This is a genomic window from Stutzerimonas stutzeri (genome assembly GCF_002890895.1).
Classification (GTDB): Bacteria; Pseudomonadota; Gammaproteobacteria; order Pseudomonadales; family Pseudomonadaceae; genus Stutzerimonas; species Stutzerimonas stutzeri_AB.
Genome location: NZ_POUL01000001.1, coordinates 129,556 through 149,693, shown reverse-complemented (window position 1 = coordinate 149,693; position 20,138 = coordinate 129,556). Strand labels below are relative to the sequence as shown.

The 20,138-nt window shown below is 58.2% G+C and carries 17 protein-coding genes, 1 tRNA gene and 2 pseudogenes; 3 read left to right on the top strand and 17 right to left on the bottom strand.

What is annotated here, in order from left to right; translation table 11 throughout:
* Positions 1 to 14: 14 nt before the first annotated feature.
* The 8 genes from rfaH to CXK96_RS00675 form a co-directional block, all read right to left on the bottom strand.
* On the bottom strand, positions 15 to 542 hold the full coding sequence (rfaH, locus tag CXK96_RS00710) for a transcription/translation regulatory transformer protein RfaH (protein ID WP_102834605.1): 528 nt from the start codon (positions 540 to 542) through the stop codon (positions 15 to 17).
* Positions 543 to 590: 48 nt separating this feature from the next.
* Complete coding sequence (locus CXK96_RS00705) at positions 591 to 1,334, bottom strand: WbqC family protein (protein ID WP_102834604.1); 744 nt, start codon at positions 1,332 to 1,334, stop codon at positions 591 to 593.
* A gap of 19 nt (positions 1,335 to 1,353) precedes the next feature.
* Positions 1,354 to 3,564, bottom strand: a complete 2,211-nt coding sequence (locus CXK96_RS00700; protein ID WP_102834603.1) for a polysaccharide biosynthesis tyrosine autokinase — start codon at positions 3,562 to 3,564, stop codon at positions 1,354 to 1,356.
* A gap of 64 nt (positions 3,565 to 3,628) precedes the next feature.
* Positions 3,629 to 4,558: a glycosyltransferase family 2 protein gene (locus CXK96_RS00695; RefSeq protein WP_102834602.1), complete on the bottom strand. Its 930-nt coding sequence runs from the start codon at positions 4,556 to 4,558 to the stop codon at positions 3,629 to 3,631.
* Position 4,559: 1 nt separating this feature from the next.
* The gene (locus CXK96_RS00690; protein WP_102834601.1) at positions 4,560 to 6,086 is read right to left on the bottom strand and encodes an oligosaccharide flippase family protein; all 1,527 of its coding nucleotides are present in this window, start codon (positions 6,084 to 6,086) and stop codon (positions 4,560 to 4,562) included.
* 22 nt (positions 6,087 to 6,108) lie between these two features.
* On the bottom strand, positions 6,109 to 7,290 hold the full coding sequence (locus CXK96_RS00685) for a DegT/DnrJ/EryC1/StrS family aminotransferase (protein WP_102834600.1): 1,182 nt from the start codon (positions 7,288 to 7,290) through the stop codon (positions 6,109 to 6,111).
* A gap of 61 nt (positions 7,291 to 7,351) precedes the next feature.
* Positions 7,352 to 8,068, bottom strand: a complete 717-nt coding sequence (locus CXK96_RS00680; protein WP_102834599.1) for a hypothetical protein — start codon at positions 8,066 to 8,068, stop codon at positions 7,352 to 7,354.
* A gap of 790 nt (positions 8,069 to 8,858) precedes the next feature.
* Positions 8,859 to 8,935, bottom strand: a tRNA-Met gene (locus CXK96_RS00675).
* 412 nt (positions 8,936 to 9,347) lie between these two features.
* Between CXK96_RS00675 and CXK96_RS00665 the strand changes: the two genes are divergently transcribed.
* On the top strand, positions 9,348 to 9,668 hold the full coding sequence (locus CXK96_RS00665) for a hypothetical protein (RefSeq protein ID WP_102834597.1): 321 nt from the start codon (positions 9,348 to 9,350) through the stop codon (positions 9,666 to 9,668).
* A 334-nt stretch (positions 9,669 to 10,002) separates the two neighbouring features.
* On the opposite strand, the pseudogene CXK96_RS00660 reads toward CXK96_RS00665, so the two are convergent.
* Together CXK96_RS00660 and CXK96_RS00655 are read right to left on the bottom strand one after the other, a co-directional pair.
* Positions 10,003 to 10,735, bottom strand: a pseudogene (locus CXK96_RS00660) (EAL domain-containing protein); the annotation flags it as partial.
* Positions 10,736 to 10,829: 94 nt separating this feature from the next.
* A complete protein-coding gene (locus CXK96_RS00655) occupies positions 10,830 to 12,926 on the bottom strand; it encodes a carboxy terminal-processing peptidase (protein ID WP_102835014.1) in 2,097 nt (698 codons plus the stop codon).
* Between the two features lie 334 nt (positions 12,927 to 13,260).
* Between CXK96_RS00655 and CXK96_RS20835 the strand changes: the two are divergent.
* Positions 13,261 to 13,394: pseudogene (locus CXK96_RS20835) on the top strand (NAD(P)H-quinone oxidoreductase); the annotation flags it as partial.
* Between the two features lie 216 nt (positions 13,395 to 13,610).
* Here CXK96_RS20835 and CXK96_RS00645 read toward each other — a convergent pair.
* The 6 genes from CXK96_RS00645 to minC form a co-directional block, all read right to left on the bottom strand.
* Positions 13,611 to 14,900 (bottom strand): M18 family aminopeptidase, encoded by a 1,290-nt coding sequence (locus tag CXK96_RS00645; protein WP_102834596.1) that lies wholly within the window; start codon positions 14,898 to 14,900, stop codon positions 13,611 to 13,613.
* 443 nt (positions 14,901 to 15,343) lie between these two features.
* Positions 15,344 to 15,547: a class I SAM-dependent methyltransferase gene (locus CXK96_RS21115; RefSeq protein WP_336442426.1), complete on the bottom strand. Its 204-nt coding sequence runs from the start codon at positions 15,545 to 15,547 to the stop codon at positions 15,344 to 15,346.
* Positions 15,547 to 16,182, bottom strand: coding sequence for an RluA family pseudouridine synthase (locus CXK96_RS00635; protein ID WP_102834595.1), 636 nt, complete (start codon positions 16,180 to 16,182; stop codon positions 15,547 to 15,549). The genes CXK96_RS21115 and CXK96_RS00635 overlap by 1 nt, the downstream gene beginning before the upstream one ends.
* An 84-nt stretch (positions 16,183 to 16,266) precedes the next feature.
* Positions 16,267 to 16,524, bottom strand: coding sequence for a cell division topological specificity factor MinE (gene minE / locus CXK96_RS00630; protein WP_019341568.1), 258 nt, complete (start codon positions 16,522 to 16,524; stop codon positions 16,267 to 16,269).
* Positions 16,521 to 17,336 carry a septum site-determining protein MinD gene (minD, locus tag CXK96_RS00625; RefSeq protein WP_102834594.1) on the bottom strand — a complete coding sequence of 272 codons (816 nt, stop codon included), beginning with the start codon at positions 17,334 to 17,336 and terminating at the stop codon, positions 16,521 to 16,523. Before minD ends, minE begins: the two co-directional genes overlap by 4 nt.
* Before the next feature lie 91 nt (positions 17,337 to 17,427).
* The gene (gene minC, locus CXK96_RS00620; RefSeq protein WP_102834593.1) at positions 17,428 to 18,159 is read right to left on the bottom strand and encodes a septum site-determining protein MinC; all 732 of its coding nucleotides are present in this window, start codon (positions 18,157 to 18,159) and stop codon (positions 17,428 to 17,430) included.
* Between the two features lie 160 nt (positions 18,160 to 18,319).
* On the opposite strand from minC, the gene CXK96_RS00615 reads away from it, so the two are divergent.
* On the top strand, positions 18,320 to 19,270 hold the full coding sequence (locus CXK96_RS00615) for a lipid A biosynthesis lauroyl acyltransferase (protein WP_102834592.1): 951 nt from the start codon (positions 18,320 to 18,322) through the stop codon (positions 19,268 to 19,270).
* Here the strand turns inward: CXK96_RS00615 and CXK96_RS00610 are convergent.
* Complete coding sequence (locus CXK96_RS00610) at positions 19,260 to 20,105, bottom strand: pirin family protein (protein WP_102834591.1); 846 nt, start codon at positions 20,103 to 20,105, stop codon at positions 19,260 to 19,262. The two genes, CXK96_RS00615 and CXK96_RS00610, sit on opposite strands and share 11 nt — an antisense overlap.
* Between the last annotated feature and the right edge of the window lie 33 nt (positions 20,106 to 20,138).

Below are 20,138 nucleotides of genomic sequence, written 5' to 3'. Positions count from 1 at the left end.
CCCTCGATGATCAGTCAATCCGCTCGGCAGGCCAGCGAGAAGGCTGGCTGTGCAGGGATGCTGCAGAGGTAGCGGTTGGGCACACGAACCTTTTGTTCACGCTGAAGCAGGTTCAGCAGGATCACCGAACGCTTCTCGCCGTCGGCACTGACGAAAATAGCCTCGAGATCGATGAAGCTGCCGCCATGCACCTGAACCTTTTCGCCGGGCTCGAACTGAGGCGCCTGAGGCTCGCTGGCCAGACGTTGACGCAACTGCTCGATGAGTTCGTCTCTGACGGGTGTCGGCTCGCTGCCGAATGACACTACGCGGGCGACGCCGCGCGTGGAGCGAATCGGGTACCAGTTATCCAGCTGCCGATCGAGTCGGATGAACAGGTAACCCGGGAAGAGCGCTTCGTCCGTTTTTCCGTTCCCTGTGCAAGGCTTTATAGGCCGGTAGCACTCGAAGTGCTGACGTCGAAGATTGTCTTCGGCGCGGCTTTCCTGGCGGGGTTTGGTCTGGATCAGGTACCAGTGGGAGTTGCTGCTGAGCGAGGTCATTTGAACCGCCTTCCATAGTGAGAATTGTCGATGTCCGTTCTGTCGAGGTCATGCGCCTTGCAACGCGGCCGGCTGCTCTATGCCCTCGACCAAAGAAAAACGTTTGAGCAGCGCCTGCGCTTCGCTTCGGCTGTTGAACATCAACACGTCGATGATCGACAGCGAAGGCACGAAGGGGTGGTTGAACTGGGGATAGCTCAAGTCATCCATCTTCAGGAATCTCAGCGTCAGCCCCTGCGCTCTGAAAAAGGCGTGGCTGTAGAGCTCCGTGCCGCCGATTGGGTTGATGTACAGCTCCGCGTTCATTTTGTGGGCGATGGTGACCACGCGTTCCTGCTTGTCCATGCGTGCCGGCAAGCCCAGTTCAGAGCCGATGCGGATCGGCGTCGCGATCTGCAGGTAGGCGCAGATCCGGCGGATGGAATTCTCGATGAAGCGCGCCAGGTTGCGCTCGGGGTGCGCCAAGATCTGCCGCACCAGGGTCATCACCTCGGCTTTGTGTGGCGCACGGGAGTACACCAGCTCCAAGGTCTTCAGCATCTTTTGCGCTTCTTGCTCGAACTCGTCGCAGAGCCAGCGTTGGTTGATCGGGAAGAACTGGTTGGCTTTCCGCAGTGGAAAGGTGATGAGTTTCGGTTGCCCGGCCGCCAGTATCCTGTTGCGGTTGATCCATGAGCCCTTGACGTACTGAAGGTCGTCGCCCAGCACAAAGACATCACTGCGCGCGATCAGCTGGAAATAGCCGAGATAGGGGAACAGGTAGGGCTGCATCATCGAGACGGTTCTGAGCACGGCATATCCCTCGCGTGTGTCAGGCTTTTTGAGAATAGCTGTAGTAACCGTAGGCGCCGGTCTCGTAGGCCGAGCTCGAGGCCCTGCGTTTGACCCCGTTGAGAATGGCGCCTTTGAGCAGTACGCCGTTCTGCGCCAGGCGCCGTTTGGAGGCTTCGATCTGGCCGGCAGTGCTCAACCCATAACGGGCCACCAACAGGCAGGTGCCGGCCTGTTGCGCAACCAGAACGGCATCGGTTACCGCCAATACCGGTGGTGTATCGACGATCACGAAATCGTACTCACGCTCGGCGTCCTTGAGCAGACGAGCGAAATTCTCGTGCATCAACAGTTCCGAGGGGTTGGGCGCACTATGTCCGCTGGCAATGAAATGCAGGTTGGCCTGATCGGTCTTGCAAACCACGGCGGCGAGCTGCAAGCCGCTGGCCAGCGCGTCCGACAAACCGTTGCGCGGCGCCATGCCGAACATGCCGGCCAGATAGCCGCGCCGCATGTCGGCATCGATCAGCAGCACGCGCTGGCCAGCCTGAGCTATGACAGAAGCGAGGTTACTGGCGACGAACGATTTGCCCACCGCGGGCGTCGGGCTGGTAATCACCAGCACCTGATTGCGTGCCTCGAGCATGGCGAACTTGAGGCTCGTGCGCAGGCTGCGGAGCGATTCGATAGCCAGGTCGGCGGGATCGGCGCGACCCAGCAGCTTGCTTCTGCCGTCGTGAATCTTCCTCAACCGGTACAGGTGCTCCTGCTTCGGCGAAAAAGGCAGCGCGGCATACACCGGCGTCCCTAGATTCTCAATGGTCTCGGGGCTTTCGATTCCGCGGTAGAACACCTGCCGCAGCAGGATCACCATTGCCGACACCAGTAGCCCGATGAAGATCGCGACCAGCACCACCAGTGGCTTGATTGGTTTTGCCGGTTTCTCCACCACCGCGTAGGCGCTATCGATGATGCGGACGTTACCGATGGTGCCCGCGCGAAGGATGTCCTGTTCCTGGGCCTTGTCCAGCAGCAACGTGTAGGTGCGTGTGGTGACCTGCATGTCGCGATTCAAACGCAAGAGTTCCTGCTGCGTCATTGGCAGGGTGTCGATCTTGCCCATCAACGCGGCTTTCTGGGCCTCCAACTGGCCGATCTTCTTCATCAGCGTCTGGTAGGTCGGGTGCTCCGGGGTGTAGAGCTGGTTGTATTCGGTGCGTTTGAGGTTGTGTTCGGAGATCTGTGATTCCAGCGCGACGATCTGATCGAGCACGCCCTTGGTCTCGATGCTGATGTCCACCGACTGGGCGCTGGTCTGGTAGTCGTTGAGGGCGGCTTCGGCCTTTTCCAGCTCCTTGCGCACCATGGGTACCTGCGACCTCAGGAACTCGAGGCGCTGAGCCGCTTCGGCGGAGCTGCGTTCGATGTTCTGTCGAACATACAGGCGACTGATTTTGTCGAGCACCCGATTTGCTTTGTCCGAATCCGGGTCCTCCATCGTGAGATAGATGATCCCGGAGTCCTTTCCGGCTTCACCCACCTTGAGGCGCTTCTGGTAGTCCAAGGCTGTGGTCTGCGGACGGCTGCGCACAACGACGAACTCGGTGCCGGGGCGAGCCTTGAGTTCGGCGACTTGCAGACGAAATCCGTCGAGTTGAACGGCTTCGTTGACTTTGCCGGTCAGCAACAATTTCTCTTCAGCGTCATACAGGCGGTATGAGCCCGCAGTGCCGGCACGCAGCAGCAGTTTCTCGCCCAGGTAGGCGTCCGGCACGTCCAGCTGGAAGATGTCGAGTTTTTCTCCACCCCAGGCGTAGCTGTCCAGGCCCAATAGCGGTGCAGCGAGCTCTCCGTCTTCTACGGGGTCGTGCTGGCGGGCCAGGTAGCTGCCGAGCAGCGGGACGTACTTGGGCCGGGCATTGATGTAAAGCCTCAGGTCATTGACGGTATCGCCCAGTACCGCACGGGATTTGATCAGCTCTATTTCGGTGATCGCCTGCGACACCGAGTTCGGCCTGGGCACGGATTCGGGAATACCAGTGATCCCTGACTTCTTTGGTTCGATCTGGATCATCGCGGTGGCTTCATAGATCGGCGTGGCGACGATGGCGTAGGCGACGCCGAGCAGAGCGAAGAGGCCGGTGATGGTGAAAATCAGACGCTTGTGATCGAACGCCACGCGCAGAATGCGCGCCAGATCGATCCGGTTATCGCCATCGTATTCCAGCGAAGAGCGGGCCATTGCAGTCATTGCGGGTTCCTTCCTTGAGTGTTGCGCCACCGGTGCAGCAGCGGGCGTGACGGCCAGGTGTTCTTCAGACACCTAGGGTCAGCCTGCGCAAAAGATTGATGCTGATGTTTTGGAAGACCTGACCCAGTGCCTGAAGCTTGCTGAGCGGCGAGATCGACGCGAGCACCTGAGCGAACACCTGGATCATGAAGTACTCGTACAGCGGCTGGACGCCGATGCGCTGGTAGTAACGAGCGAGGTTGTAGTAGGCGTGCGTGGTCATCTGGATGCGTTGCTTACTGCTGCGCATCGAGAAGATTCCGCCTTCGTGCACGCGATAGGCCGCAGGCTTTATCTCTTCGATGAACTTGCCTTTGCCATGCGCACCAAGCAGTGACCACCAGCAGATATCCAGCACTTCGACGCCGTGCAACTCCGGTGGCAACTCCTTCACAAGGTTGCGAAAACAGACGGTCAACGTGGAAACCGGACGCGCCTTTTGCAGCTGGAGAGCGGTTGCGTCCTTTCGATACTTGCCGGTCAGGTGAGGGGTGCGGACGACGCCCTGGCTGTTGAACATGAATGCATCGTGGTAAGTCATCACGTAGTCACGATGTGTTTCGAGGAAGTCCACCTGTATCTGCAGCTTGCGCGGGTCCGTCCAGTAATCGTCCCCTTCGCAATAGGCGATATATCTGCCGCGGGCCTGAGCGAAAAGTCGCGTGCTGAACGGCACCCCCAGCTGATATTGATTTTCTTGCTGATAGATCGGCTTGATCAGGTTGGGGTAACGCGCGGCGTACTCGCGGACGATCGCGGCTGTTGTGTCGGTCGACGCGTCATCGTGGACGACCACCTCGAACGGGAAGTCGGTTTCCTGCCGAATGAAACCGTCCAGCGTTTCCTTTATGAACGCCGCATGGTTGTAGGTCAGGCAGATGATGCTCAGCAGGGGAGAGCGTTGGTCGCCCCAAGCTGCCATTACGTCCTGTTCGGTTCTCGATTGGCTGTCCATTTCAAACGCTCGACTTGGTCATCATTACGTAAAGCCGCATTACCACCGGCTTGGAGGTGAAGGTCACCAGGGCAAGGCAGATCACGCCGCTGACTGCCAGCCCCAGGAGAATGTCGAATCGGTTGTCACTGGCGATGGCAGCGAACACCGGTTCGCCGATCAGCAGCCCCAGGCCGGTCATGGCCGTGATGCGCAACAGGTCCTGTAGCCATGGGCGATGCAGGCAGGCACCGAAGCGTTTGTGCACCATCGATGGCCAGATCAGGAAGGTCAGCATGCGTAATCCGAACCAGGCCAGCGCAGCGCCGTAGACGCCGTGTTCGAGGGTTGCGTAGACAACCACGGGGATGCTCAATGCGGCGCTGACCAGGCTGAACCACACATGCAGGCGCAACTGCCCATAGGCGTACTGCAGGTAAAACTGGAAGGCGGTAACGGCCATGATGGCGCTGCCGATCACGTACCACGGCAGGACCAGACGGCTCCATTGCGCGGCTTCTGCGTCGCCGGTCCAGGCTAAAACCAGCTCGGCAGAGTGAAACGCGATCACCCCGGCCAGGGGAAACAGCAAGCTGCAGACGAACCGGGTCGCGTTCAGATAGAGCGCCTGCATATCGGCGATACGGTCCTCGGCGACAAGCATCGTCATGCGCGGTAGCAGCGTCTGCACCAGCGGATTGGTCAGCGTCATGATGCCGGTCGAGATCAGCGCAACCAGCGAGAAATAGCCGTATTCGCTGAGCGGCAGCACATTGGATAGCAGCACCTTATCCAGCTGCGTCAGGACGATCCACAGCACTGAGGTGAGCGAAATGCCGGCGGCAAATGGCAGCACCGGCTTGACGACTGCCCAGTTGAAACCGGTCAGCAGCTTTGGATTGGGCATCAAGCTGTACGCTTTGACGGCGAAGATGAGGGTTTCGAGCAGTCCGACAGCCGTCTGGAAGAGAAAGAAGTCTTCCGGGTTCTGGCTGATATTGGCCACCAGAAACAACCCGCCGAAATAACGCAGCGTGGCGACGACGACATTAGCGCTGTTCAGCCACGCATGTAGCTCAAGGCCTTGCAGGCCGCTTTTATACAGGGTGGCGTAAAGCTTGAGCCCGATCATCAAGCCCATCAGGCTGATGCAGTGGACGATGGTGGTGTTACTCAATTCCGCTGCCTGCAGCCATTGGTGTGCAATCCATCCGCTGGAGAGATGAATGCTGAGAGCGGTGAGTAATGCCAGCGGCAGAAATATGATCTCGAACGAACGCAGCAATTGCCCCGGTTCGTAGCGCTGTGTCGCATTGTCCATGCGGCCGCGGAAATGGGCGATCTGACGAACCAGTGAAGGGGACAGACCGGCGTCCAGCAGCTGCAGCCAGGCTTGTAGTACCGCGAAGAAGCCGATCAGACCGTAAGCTTCCGCGCCCAGATGTCCGAGGTAGAAGGGCAGGATAAGAATGCCGATGAGCATGGCATACGCTTGCCCCGCATAGCTCAGGCCGGTGTTACGAAGCATCGATAGATTTCGATCGGACATGACGTCAGCCGTTGCGAATGAATCAGTAAATGCGCTTGCACATAGGGGCCGGCAGGTTTGCCCGGTCGTCCACCAGCCAACCGGCGGTGACCTGAGGCCAGATACGTTCGGCCTGCGGCTGGCTGCGATGTGCTGATTCTTTCAGCAGCGTCTCGATAACCGTGTTCTGGACATGCCGTGGCAGGCCCGGATAGATCGGCAGGCACAGCACCCGACGACTCAGGGCGCGGGACTCGGTTTGTGGGATTTGCGGCTGCACGTAGCTGAGGGTGTCTAACGAGGGGTAGAAGTAGCGCCTGGGGTTGATGCCCTTGTCCATGAGTGTCGCTCGACACCGCAGCAGCTGACTTTCATCAGTCAGGGCGATGGGGAAATAGCTGTGGTTGCGTTGCGAGTCCGCTTGCTGGCGCTGCAAGTCGAAGTGGTCACTGAGCTGATGTTCGTAGCGGCTGGCGATTTCTTCACGCTGCTCCAGAATCAATGCCATGTCGTCGAGAATGCACAGCCCCATCGCGGCAGCAAACTCATTGAGTTTGGCGTTGATGCCAATGCCGTCGATGATGTCGGTGTCGACGATGCCGAAGTTGCAGAGCAAACGAATCCTGGCGGCCAGCGCATCGTCGTCGGTGACGATGGCACCACCTTCTATAGTGTGGAAAAGCTTGGTCGCGTGAAAACTGAGCGTGCTGATATCGCCCCAGTTGAACACCGAGTGATCCTTGTAACGAACGCTGAATGCATGAGCACCGTCGTAGATCACTTTCAGGCGATGCTGCTGCGCGACCTGCGCGATTGTTTCGACATCGCAGGCATTGCCGAAAACATGTGTGGCGACTATCGCTTGAGTGTCGGCCTCTATCCTCGCTTCGATCGCCCTGGGATCAAGATTCCAGGTCGCTTTGTCGATATCCGCGAATATCGGTCGAATGCCCTCCCACTGAAGTGAACTGGTGGTCGCGACAAAACTGAACGGGGTAGTGATTGCACTGCCGGTGAGGTTCAGAGCCCGATAGGCGATCTGCAGCGCCAAGGTGCCGTTGTTGGTCAGAATTATGTTTCTGACACCCAGGTAATCACGCAGCCGCTCCTCCAGCTCCGTAACCAGAGGGCCATGATTGGTCAGCCAACCGGTGGCATAGATGCTGTCGACGTAGCCCAGAAATTTGGCTTTGTTGCCAAGATATGATCGGGTGACATTGATCATCTCGATATCCCTATCTGTCGTCACGTCTGAATCAGGCGCAATGAATGTTGCGCCTGTGAGGTCACGCTGCAGGTTGTGTACCCAAGGCTGTTGCGCGTCGTGCTCGGCGCTGGTTCAGCTTGAGAATCAAGCGGGTCGCGAGGCTGCCTGCATGCGGATCGCCAAAGTGAAAGATGGCCGTTGCGCGGCGATGATCAGGGTCACAGGGCTCGTTGGCATGAAGCGTGCGGTAGCCCCAGAACAGATAGAGGTTGCCGGGAACGAGTTGAAGCTTTTGCGGGCGCAGGAAGTTGTGCCGGATGGCTGCGCTAATCAATTTCCGACTCAGCGCGTTCTGCAGCAACGCTTTTTCGAGAACATTGATCAACACGTTGGAGCGTATGCGGCGACCATTGGGGAACAACAGCAAATCACCCCGGTCGACGCCATCCTGAGGAATTTCTATCGGTAACAGCGCCGTGACCAGGCTAGCGTCATAGTGAAAGCAATTGGACTCACGGCGACCTGAAGTCCCTTGGACACAGCGCAGGACTTTAAGTATCTCGTTGCTATAAGCAGCTTGCCCCGCGCCCGCCTGATAGACACTTTCCAGCATGTTTCGAAATTCTGGTGAAGCGCCTAGCGCGCCGAGCAGGGAGCTTTCTATTTCGCTGCCACCATGATGCGCGAAATAACTTCCTTTATGTTTTTCGGCTTCTGCTCGGACGCTTTCTTTAAGAGATTTCAGTTGGTCACTTGTTAGAAAGTTGGCAATGCAGGCGCTTCCCTTATTGGACATCTCATAAGTAATTAACTGAAGAGCGGGCGCTTCCAGGTTGCGGAAAGATGTATTCACGATGCACTCCAATTGGATAATACAATCGAGTAGAAGTTTTTAAAGGTTCAAGCCAAGCGATAACTTCTCGTAAACAGCGCTCTGTGTTTACGACTGATGTTTGGCATTAAGGGCTTGAGCCAGTATCGAGCCGTATTGGCTTTTCGCTCACGAGTTTCGATCAGGCAAAGCTACCGCACCAGCCGACACAGCTGCCTTTGCGTAATTAGAGCGTTGCTCTAGGTTGCAGGCTTGGCGCGCTTCAGACAGAGCTACCGCACTCGGCTAGAATTCGAGATAAGCAAACAAATCTTTGTTGGCGAAAGCAGCAGCATTGCTGCTGCTGAAGAAACGCCATCCATGCGCATCAGTACAGCTCGGCTTACTAGTTAGTTTGCCGTTCGAAACGAGGCGTCTCTTAGCTGTGTGATGTAGTTAACATTCAGAACCTGACGGCAGTCAAGAACCGAAACAAAAAAAATCGTCAGCAATACGGTCACTTAGCTCAATGCCTTGATTGCAAAGGAACTTTTAAAGTGTATATGGGTTTCCGCCTTGGACGGGTTTAAGCGGGCTCCATCTTCTGAACTAGGTCGTTTGATCTACGACTATTTTATCGATGAACAGATAGATGCCGGAAGTTACTTGGCTTATTTCGAAATTAAAAGGTTGGGGCGATTTATATCGTTTGCAATTCTTTCGGGTACAAAGCGGAGACCAAAAAAAAGGCCACTCATTGAGTGGCCTTTCTATTTGGTTGCGGGAGCCGGATTTGAACCGACGACCTTCGGGTTATGAGCCCGACGAGCTACCAGACTGCTCCATCCCGCGTCTGTGGGCGGCATTCTACATCTTTCGGCTGATCTGTCACGGTTTTATTGCAAACCGAACGATATTTCGTCACGCGCTAAGCGAAACATGAGCGCTGTGCGACTCGCTTGCCCGAGGCCGGTTCTGATCCAGTCGGCTATCTGCGGATGGCTTGTGATGATGACGAACGACTCGCAGCATGCCCCAAAGCATCGCCAGGGCGGCTGCACTCCAGCCAATTACTATCAGAAGAATTACTAGTGGCGCTGTGATCATCGTTGGATTCCTTTCTAACCAGACATCAAGTGCTCTCTGGATATGGGACCACCGAAATGAAACAGCGGTTCCGCTTGCCTTCTGTCGATAGCGCGGATCAATGGCCGCAGCCCGTTGCCTAAATTCGAGTATCGGCTCGAAACAAAAGGAGAAACGTATGCGAAGCTATGTGCTTATCGTGCTTGGGGCCGCGCTTGCGGCAGTGGCTACGGCCCAGGCGTCAGCGGGAGATTCAATGCCTGGTTATACGCTGCTGGCGCAGAATACCGGTTCGGTCAACCGTACCCTCGGAAATGGCTCCATGGGCACCGGTGCGGGTATAGAACGACTACCTGAACAGTCTGGGGAAAAGCGCAACGATCGTGAGGTCCGCGATCAGCGGCTGGAGCAGGTCTACGAGCAATCCAATCATGGCGACACTGATCCGGATATGGAGCATCGCCCGCGCCGAACGTTGGGGGACCGAGATCAGGATTGATCACCCCCCATTGTTTGGACGAGGAGGGCGATAGATCACGGTTGTATTTTGAATCGATGATTGCTTGCGTCAGCCGCTTGCGGAGCGAGTGCGGTCTCGCTCGTTAGGCACACGAGGGTGACCAGCACTGGCCGATGGGTCGCTACGGAAAAGATCGACCAGCCTGACTGTTGCGCTAACTTCTTATTGCAGCGTCAAGCTTGTTTGCAGGCTGAACAAGCCCAACTAGCTGAAGAATGTGGGCTGCTTGAGCCGCCGAGCGGCCAGGCAGGGTGGTGGTCGTTTGATGGCCTCCCTCGATTTCCCAAAACCGGCAGACAAAGACTGGCGTCCGCTTTCGGCTCCTCTTCCGGGCGGCCCAACAGATAGCCTTGAACCAGATCGACTCCCATGTCTGACAGGACGTGCAGTTCTTCGCCCAGCTCGATGCCCTCAGCAATGACCTGAGCACGTGATGCTCTGGCGATCTTCATGATCGACCCGACGAACTCGCGCTTAACAACGTCCCGGTGGATACCGTCTATAAAGTAGCGGTCGATCTTGACGTAGTCGGGGCGCAGCTCCGACCACATGCGCAGGCTGGAATAGCCTGCACCGAGGTCGTCCAATGCAATAGAAAAGCCCATGTCACGATAGTGATGCAAGGCGGCACGAAGCAGTTCGAAATCGTCGGTGGGTGTTTGCTCCGTAAGCTCGATTACCACACTGTCGGCCGAGATGCCGTACTTGTGCAGCAGCTCCAGGGTGCGGCCCGGCTTGTGCGTGGCATCCAATAATGTTTCCGGCGACACGTTGAGGAACAGTTTGCCCTTTAGCTGCTGCTGGCTATACCGGCGACAGGCGCTCTCGCGACAAGTCATCTCCAGCTCATTGAGCCGTCCGGCATGTCGAGCGGCGGCGAGCAGATTGATAGGGGAGTGAAGCGAGGTATTTGAAGGGCCGCGGGTAAGGGCTTCGTAGCCGAGGATGACTCGTTCGGCAAGCGATACGATCGGCTGGAACAGGCTGGTAATGCTGCTGTGAGCAAGGATGGAATCCAGCGTGCTCAACTGCTCGGTGACGGTCATGAGGGTCTCGTGGCGGCCTTAAAATGCGAAGGGCCGCACAATGGCGGCCCTTCGTATTTCACGACACTATGATGTCATTTTGATGACACCGAGATCAGCGATCGACAGACTGGTTCTTGGCCATCGCCTTATGCAGTCCCAAGTAATCCAGCAGAATTCTGCCGCTTTCCGAGAGATAGGCATCGTCTTCGGGTTTGATTTTTTTGTCCTCAACGTGCGGTGTCGTTTCATCTTCTTTTTCGAGCTTGGCCAGTGGCTCCTCGCCTTTGGCCTCGCGCAAGGTGTTCTCCAAGGCCAGTTGGCGCTTCTCGATGCGCTCCTGCTGACCCCGGCGCTTTTCCTCGTTGAGGCTGATGGTCGTCTCGTGAGTCAGCTCCTGAGTCAGCGCGAGACGGTCACGCGTGAACACAAAGTCGGGATCCTCATGGGTCCGTCCTTCGTGACGAGCTTTGAGTTCAGCGAGGAACGGCTTGAACGGATTCATATCCGGGTTGACCGCTGCGCGGATGCTGTCCCAGGGCATCGCTTCCGGCAGTGCGCTCTCGCCAATTTCCTTGGTATCGACTTCGGCTGGGTAGGAAATGTCCGGAATCACACCCTGATGCTGCGTGCTTTGTCCCGAGACCCGATAGAACTTGGCCAGTGTCAGCTTGAGTTCGCCATGATTGAGTGGCTGGACCGTTTGTACGGTGCCTTTGCCGAAGGTCTGGCCACCGACGATAAGCGCCCGGTGGTAGTCCTGCATGGCGCCGGCAAAGATCTCCGAGGCCGATGCGGACAGTCGATTGACCAGCACAGCCAGCGGGCCCTTATAAAACACACCTTGCTGCTCGTCGGCGAGTACGTCGACACGGCCATCGCTGTTGCGGACCAGAACCGTAGGACCTTGATCGATGAAAAGGCCGGTCAGTTCGGTGGCTTCCTGCAGGGAGCCACCGCCATTGTTACGCAGGTCGATGACCACGCCATCGACGTTTTCCTCTTCCAGCTCCGTCAGCAGCTTTTTCACGTCGCGGGTCGTGCTCTTGTATTCCTTGTCGCCAGCACGCAGGGCCTTGAAATCAAGGTAGAACGCAGGGATTTCGATGACCCCGAGCTTGTAATCGCGGCCGTCCTGATTGAGCTTAAGCACGGATTTCTTCGCCGCCTGCTCTTCAAGCTTCACCGCTTCACGGGTAATGGCAACGACCTTGCTGCTCTGGTCGTTTGGCGCATTGCTCGCCGGGATGACCTCGAGCCGGACGACCGATCCTTTCGGGCCGCGGATCAGTTTGACGACTTCGTCTAGCCGCCAGCCGATCACATCGACCATCTCCTCATTACTTTGACCGACCCCGACAATCTTGTCGGCAGGCGCGATCTGCTTGCTCTTCTCCGCGGGACCAGCAGGGACAAGACGCACCACTTTGACGTGCTCGTTGTCGCTCTGCAGTACGGCGCCAATCCCTTCAAGGGAGAGGCTCATGTTGATATCGAAGTTCTCCGCGTTGTCGGGAGAGAGGTATTGCGTGTGCGGATCGTAGGACTGCGCAAAGGCATTGATGTAAGTCTGAAACACGTCTTCGCCACGGGTTTGCTCAAGGCGTGCCAGCTGGTTCTTATAGCGCTTGGTGAGCAACTCCTCGATGGCCTTGGGCTCCTTGCCGGCGATCTTCAGTCGCAGCACCTCGTCCTTTACGCGTTTGCGCCAGAGGTCATCCAGTTCCTGTTCGTTCTCCGGGCGCGCTGCATTCTCGCGATCGACCAGCAGCTCCTCGTCCAGGGTGAAGTCAAAGCTGTCGACGCCTTGCTCCAGCAGGCTCAGGGCGTACTCCAGCCTGCTCTGCAGCCGCTCCAGATGCACCTTGTAAATAATGAACCCAGGCTCGAGGTTGCCATTCTTCAAGAAGTCGTCGAACTGGTTGCGCCAGGCTTCGAACTCGGCGACGTCGCCTGCAGTGAAATAGCTGCGCGAAGGGTCGAGCATCTCGATGTAGCTGTCGAAGATCTTCGCCGAGCGAGCGTCGTTGAGCGGGGGCTTGTTGTAGTGATGGCGCTTGAGCAGCTCGACCACGTTCAGGCTGGCTATCACCTGATCACGGTCAGGCTGCAGATAATCCCAGGTGTGCGGGTCGGCAGGCTTGGCCAGAGTGGCGCTTGCCTGAAGACCTACCAGCAAGGCTAGCAAGCCTGCGGTTAATGATCGTTTCATATCGAGAGAGCGACGCGAGGCTGAGTAGTAACGCATATTAGGCCATCAAATCAGGCGCCGAGACGGAATCCGCTCGGCGGGAAGAACACAGCCCGATGGTATCTGGCGGCTGGCACGCCGCGATTCAGGTCGCACCGAGGCGGTAGGGCGATTCTCCTCACCGAGGATGCCGATCAGGCAATCCATGGTTTTGAATGGGCGTATCGCTGTAGAGCCTAGGTAGAACTTGATCAGCGGCCTGCACTGCCGGAGTCACGGTTTAGCGGGCGCAGGTGTGAACCACTATGGAGGCAGCATGAGGGCATTGCAAGGCATCGAAGAACAGCTGGAGTGAGTGGAGCGCACCGTTGCGAAGTGCGGCAAGAAAGAGGTCAGGATTCAAATGGCGGCTGCAGGCCTGAACCGTGCCGATTTGCTGCAGCGCGCGGGCACCATCCGCCGCCACCCGGTGTGACCGATATCTTCGGATGACCGGGCTAAGTTACTCGCTGACATTGCAGAGCAGATTCGGGCCGCTCTTGGCCAACCAGACGCTTTCTCCACGCCTGGGATGCAGTCCCGGCGACGTGGAGGCGCGTTTGCTGCCCTGGCGAGCAACCATATATCGGCGATATGTTGCGTTGGTTATCGATGCCAGTCTGGCTGAACAATCCAAGCCAGGCGCGTGCGCCTGGATTTCACGGGTCAAGGCAGCTCGGCGCTCGAATAGAACGCGCTAAGTACCTTCACCAGATGTGCCAGATCCTGGCTGCCGGCCAGCTCGCGGATCGAGTGCATAGCAAAGGTCGGCAGGCCGATATCCACGGTGCGTACACCCAGCTGGCTGGCGGTGATAGGGCCGATGGTCGAGCCGCAGCCCATGTCGCTGCGGGTTACGAAGCTCTGCACCGAGACTTCATTTTCCAGACACAAGTGGCGGAAGAAGCCGGCAGTTTCGCTGCTTGTGGCGTATCGCTGGTTGCTGTTGACCTTGATCACCGGCCCGGCATTGAGTTTCGGACCGTGGTTGCCGTCATGCTTGTCGCTGTAGTTGGGATGCACGGCGTGCGCGTTATCGGCAGAGATCATCAGTGAACGGTTGATGCTGCGCTGGAAGGATTCGCCTTCAGGCAATACGCGGCGCAGGACTTGTTCGAGAAACGGCCCGTCGGCACCGCACATCGAGGTGGAGCCGACTTCTTCATGATCAGTGCAGACCAGCACACAGGTTTCCTCGGGGCCGGCGCGTAACAGGGCTTGGAGGCCGGCAAAGCACGACAGCAGGTTATCCAAGCGGGCGCCGGCGATGAAATCCCCATTCAGACCGATCACGGCAGCGCTCTGGGTATCGTAGAAGCTCAGTTCGAAATCCAGTACGACGTCAGCTACCAGACCATGCTCGCGGCTCAGTTGGTCCGCCAGCAGCGCCCGGAAATCCGGGCTGTCTTCACTGGCGACTTGCGCCAGTATCGGCGGCAGCTCGTTCTGCGGATTGATCGCCCAGCCCTGGTTGGCGTCTCGATTGAGGTGTATGGCAAGGCTGGGAATTACGGCAATAGGCAGCTTGAAATCGATCAGCTGGCTTTCGATCCGGCCATCGCTGCTATAGGTCACGCGTCCAGCCAAGGACAAGTCACGGTCGAACCATGGCGCCAGCAACGCGCCGCCGTAGACTTCGACGCCTAGCTGCCAGAAGCCCTGCCGCTGCAATTCAGGTTGCGGCTTTACCCGAAGGCAGGGGCTGTCGGTGTGGGCGCCGACCAGGCGGATACCCTGTTCGATGACCGATTGGTTACCCAGCTGGAACGCGATAATCGCGGAGTCGTTACGGGTGACGTAGTAACGGCCGCCGGGTTCGGTGTGCCAGGTCTCGCGTTCTTCCAACGCCTTGTAGCCGGCGGCCTGCAGGGCCTGGGCAAGGCTGGCGGTGGCGTGAAATGGGGTAGGGGAGGCTTTGAGGTAGTCAATCAAACCCTGGTTGAGTTCTTCGCGCATGGTTGGCTCCGGACGGCAATGGTTGAAAGTTTATCCCATCGGCCGGTGCCACTGCAGATCGAAGCGTCAGCAGTTCAGTCGCGCCTAGCTATCACCTCAAACAAATGCCAATGCTTGTTGCTGCCCACGGCAGTCTTGCCGTCGTACTCGAACTCGTTGAGTTCCAGCAGTGTCCAGCCAGCCATCTGCCGCATCAACTGCTCGTGGTTGAGGATGCTTAGACCTTTGTCCGCCCAAGCGTCATTCGGGCCAAAAAAATGCCCACTGAATAAGCCATGTTGCCGCAACGATTGGCAGATGCGCGACCATAGGTTCTGAAACGCATCTGGTCGACAGAATGGCAGAGCGAAGCCAGCGTTGATGAGGTTGACAGTTGGCAATGGCACATTGTCTTCGAACGAGCGGCAAACTGTGGTGAGCGCCCCAGAGCGATATTTGTCGGACTACTCGCGCAGCGACTCCAACGCACGCGGATCGCGATCAAGGGCGACGACGTCCCAGCCGGCTCTAAGCAGCGCCAAGCTGTCTCGCCCTGCTCCGCAACCCAGGTCCAGTGCTTGACCTGGGGGTTGTGCCCACAGATTGAGCGCTTTGCGCAGAGTTAGGTGCTCTGGGGCGCCCCGGGTCGCCTCGACGAAATCACGCATCAGAACGGCGCCGGACAATCGAATCGCATCCGTTCACCGGTTTGAGGGTGCGTCAGGGTGAGCATACTGGCGTGCAGGCAGAGTCGGTCATGTGCATCAAGCGCTTGCTCATGCGCATACAGTCGGTCGCCTAATAGAGGATGGCCAATCGAGAGCATGTGTACACGCAGCTGATGGGAGCGGCCGGTAATCGGGGTGAGTTCGACCCGGCTGTAATCACCGCAGCGCTCCAGGACTCGCCAATACGTCAGAGCATGCTTGCCCAGTTCATGATCGACCACATGTCGGGGTTTGGTTGGGGGGTCATAGCGCAGCGGTAGATCTATGCTTCCACTGTCCTGCTCGGGTTCTCCCCAACACAAGGCGGTGTAGGCTTTCTCTGTTTCGCGGTCATGAAACTGTCGGGAGAGTTCGCGATGGCTGTCCGCGTCGCGCGCAAGCACGATCAGGCCTGAGGTTTCCCAATCCAGGCGGTGGACGATCCGTGCCTCTGGATAACCATTTTCCTGAAGGCGGGTAACCAGACAATCCTTGTTGTCTTCGGCGCGACCGGGAACCGACAGCAGCAAAGTAGGCTTGTTGATGACCAGTAACGCGGCGTCTTGGTGAACGATCTGGATGTTGCTCAGTGGCATTTTCGAATTCCGCAAACGACATCGGCGACCGAAGTCGCCGATGAATCTGCCGCTACACAAAGGTGCTGGCGACTACCCGGTCGATCAACGATCCGGCAGGGTGATGTTCAGCTCGAGGATCGAACAGCTGCCCTGATCCTCCAAGGCGACCTGAACCTGATCGCTGTCGATGTTGACGTACTTGCGGATCACCTCGACCAGTTCCTTCTGCAAAGCCGGCAGGTAGTCCGGTTGCGTACGTTGGCCGCGCTCGTGGGCGACGATGATCTGCAGGCGTTCCTTGGCGATATTGGCGGGTGTTTCCTTCTTCTTGCGTTCACGAAAGAAGTCGAGAAGGTTCATTCGCGGCCTCCAAACAAGCGTTGCAGGAAGCCCTGCTTTTTAACGTCGAGGAAGCGATGGTTCACTTCCTTGCCCAGCAGGCGATCCACGGCGTCGCTATACGCCTGGCCGGCATCGCTTTGATCATCGAGAATCACTGGCACACCCTGGTTGGAAGCCTTCAACACGGCCTGGGATTCGGGAATGACGCCGAGCAGACGAATCGAAAGGATTTCCTCGACGTCCTCGACACCAAGCATTTCACCTTTGACTACGCGCTCGGGGTTGTAGCGGGTCAACAACAGGTGTTCCTTGATCGGTTCTTCGCCGTTTTCAGCACGGCGGGACTTGCTGGCCAACAGGCCCAGCATGCGATCCGAGTCGCGAACCGAAGAGACTTCCGGGTTGGTGACGACGATGGCTTCGTCGGCGAAGTACATCGCCAGGTGGGCGCCTTTCTCGATACCCGCCGGTGAGTCGCAGATGACGTATTCAAACGTTTTGGCCAGCTCATCGATGACCTTGCCGACGCCTTCGAGCGTCAGGGCATCCTTGTCGCGGGTCTGGCTAGCGGCCAGAACGTAGAGGTTTTCGAGACGCTTGTCCTTAATCAGGGCCTGGGTCAAGGTGGCATCGCCCTGAATGACATTGACGAAGTCATACACCACGCGACGCTCGCAGCCCATGATCAGGTCCAGGTTACGCAGACCGACGTCGAAGTCGACGATGACGGTTTTGTGGCCGCGCAAGGCGAGGCCGGTACCGATGGCGGCGCTGGAGGTGGTTTTACCGACGCCACCCTTGCCGGAAGTGACTACGAGGATCTTGGCCAAGGTGATTCACCCTAAATATGAAGTCGGGACCGTAGCCGAGTCGGCTTACAGTGCGCCCGTTTTGGTGCTTGAAAATTCGCGGCAGTATCCGTTAAAGGCGGGTGATGTTCAACACGTCGCCGGATAGCTTCATTTGCACGGCTTCGGCCCACAAAGGGTCGCGTCTAAGGTCTTCGGCGACCTTGTAATGCCCGGCAATCGAAACCATTTCAGCGGCCAGTTGCTGGCAGAAAATACGTGCGTTGGCGTCGCCCTTGATGCCTGCCAGCGCACGGCCGCGCAACGGGCCGTACACATGGATGTTCCCGTCGGCGAGAAGTTCCGCGCCAGGACTCACCGCGGCAAGCACGATGAGATCGCCGCCCTGAGCATAGACCTGTTGGCCACCGCGGATGGGGGTGGTGATCACCCGTGTCGGTCGGTAGTCGGGCTCTGCCGGTTTGGCGGGCTCGGTGGGGGCTTTGCTGGCGATGTCGAGCTTGCGTTCACGAGCGTTCGACGGCGGCAGTACGGGCAGATCCAGGCGGCCGGCGGCTTCGACGATCTGCGGGTCGCCTGCACGCAACGCAAGGGTGCGTAGGCCGTGCCTGCGGCAGAGCGCGATGAGCGCGGGCAGGTCGAGATTGCAATCGGCCGGGAGTTTGTCCAAGGCCAACACCAGCGGCGTGTTGTTGAAAAAATCCGGGGCTTGTTCGACCTTGATGGCGAGCTGTTGATCCAGACGCTGCAGGTCGTTCTGTGCCAGCTCCAGCACGGTGATGGCGAGCATGCTGCCCTTGAGCTGGAACACGGGGGCTTGGTCGGTTAGATCGGCTTGGCTCATGGTCTGCCTGCTGCGGTAAATGGCGAGGACTTATAGCGGGGCAAACTGTCGCCTGCAAGTCTCGCCAGCGCTGTCGGACGGATGCCGTGTATCGCGACGCCACGGCATTGGCGGGCGATTTATCGCTAGAATGCGCGCTTTTATTGGTTCGGGCTTGCCAATGGATCGTCCTCGTTTCCGTTCATCATTTCTTCACCCACGTTTCTGGTTGCTGTGGCTTGGCTTCGGTCTGCTGTGGCTGGTGGTGCAGTTACCCTATCGGGTACTGCTGCTGCTGGGGCGCGGCCTTGGCGCGTTGATGTACCGCGTTGCGCGCTCGAGACGGCAGATCGCACGGCGCAACTTGCAGCTGTGCTTTCCAGAACTGTGCGAAACGGAGCGTGAGCGGCTGCTGCGCGAGAACTTTGCCTCGACCGGCATTGCCTTCTTTGAGATGGCCATGAGCTGGTGGTGGCCCAAGTCGCGTTTGCAGCAGCTGGCCCAAATCCAGGGGCTCGAACATTTGCAACAAGCACAGGCGCAAGGGCAGGGCGTGATCCTGATGACCTTGCACTTCACCACGCTGGAAATCGGTGGAGCGCTCCTCGGCCAGTGGCACACCATTGATGGTATGTACCGCGAGCACAAGAATCCGGTGTTCGATTATGTGCAGCGGCGTGGCCGGGAGCGGCACAACCAGGACGCGACAGCGATCGAGCGTGAAGATGTGCGTGCCATGCTCAAGGTCCTGCGCGCGGGCCGGGCGATCTGGTATGCACCCGACCAGGATTACGGCCGTAAGCAGAGCATCTTCGTACCCTGGTTTGGAATTCAGGCCGCAACCGTGACCGCTACGACCAAGTTTGCCCGCCTGGGACGGGCAAAGGTGATCCCCTATACGCTGGAGCGCCTGCCCCACGGAAAGGGCTACAGCCTGGTGGTGCATCCGCCGTTGGAAGATTTTCCCGGTGAAAGCGAGGAGGCTGATTGCCGCCGCATCAACGAGTGGATTGAAGACTCGGTCAGGCAGCATCCTGAACAGTATCTGTGGGCCCACCGGCGCTTCAAGACACGACCGGCGGGGGATCCGAGTCTTTACCGCAAGCGCCCGAAGAAACCGGTCAGTCTGTAAAGACGCCGTCGCGGAAGTCGCGCAGCGCCTGCTCGATCTCTTCGCGGCGATTCATTACGAACGGGCCGTACTGCACAATCGGCTCGCCGATTGGACGGCCTGCAAGAAGCAGAACGCGGGCGCCGCTGCTGGTTGAAAGCGCCAACTCGCCCTGATCGGAAAGTCGGGCGAGCTGGTTTTTCGAGAGGCGTTGCCCGCCTACCAACAACTCGCCATCGAACACATAGAGGATCACTCGCAGCCCGTCGGACAGCTGTGGGCTTAGCCCTGTGCCGGCGGGAAGGTGAAGATCGAACAGCTGTGGCTCTGTATTAGGGCGTTGCACAGCACCGGCTTGGCTGACGCCTTCGGCGCAGAGCTGGCCGGCGATTACGACTGCTTCGATACCGTTCGGCAGCGTCATCCGCGGGATTTCGGCAGGTGAGAAATCACGGTAGCTTGGTTCGTCCAGCTTGTTCTTCGCCGGCAGGTTAAGCCATAGCTGAAAGCCGCGCATCGCCCCGTGTTCCTGCTGAGGCATCTCACTGTGGATGACGCCGCGTGCGGCGGTCATCCATTGCACCCCGCCGCTTTCCAGCAGACCGACATTGCCGAGGTGATCTTCGTGACGCATGCGGCCTTCGAGCATATAAGTGATGGTCTCGAAGCCGCGGTGTGGGTGCGCTGGAAAGCCGGCGATGTATTCGTCCGGGTTGTCCGAGCCGAACTCGTCAAGCATCAGGAAGGGATCGAATCGCTCCGGTGCGGCGCCGCCAAACAGCCGTGTCAGGCTGACGCCTGCACCATCGGAGGTGGCACGGCCGGTGCTGATGGAAAGGATTTCACGCGTGGTCATAGCTTCGCTCCTAGAACAGATGAGCTAAGACTA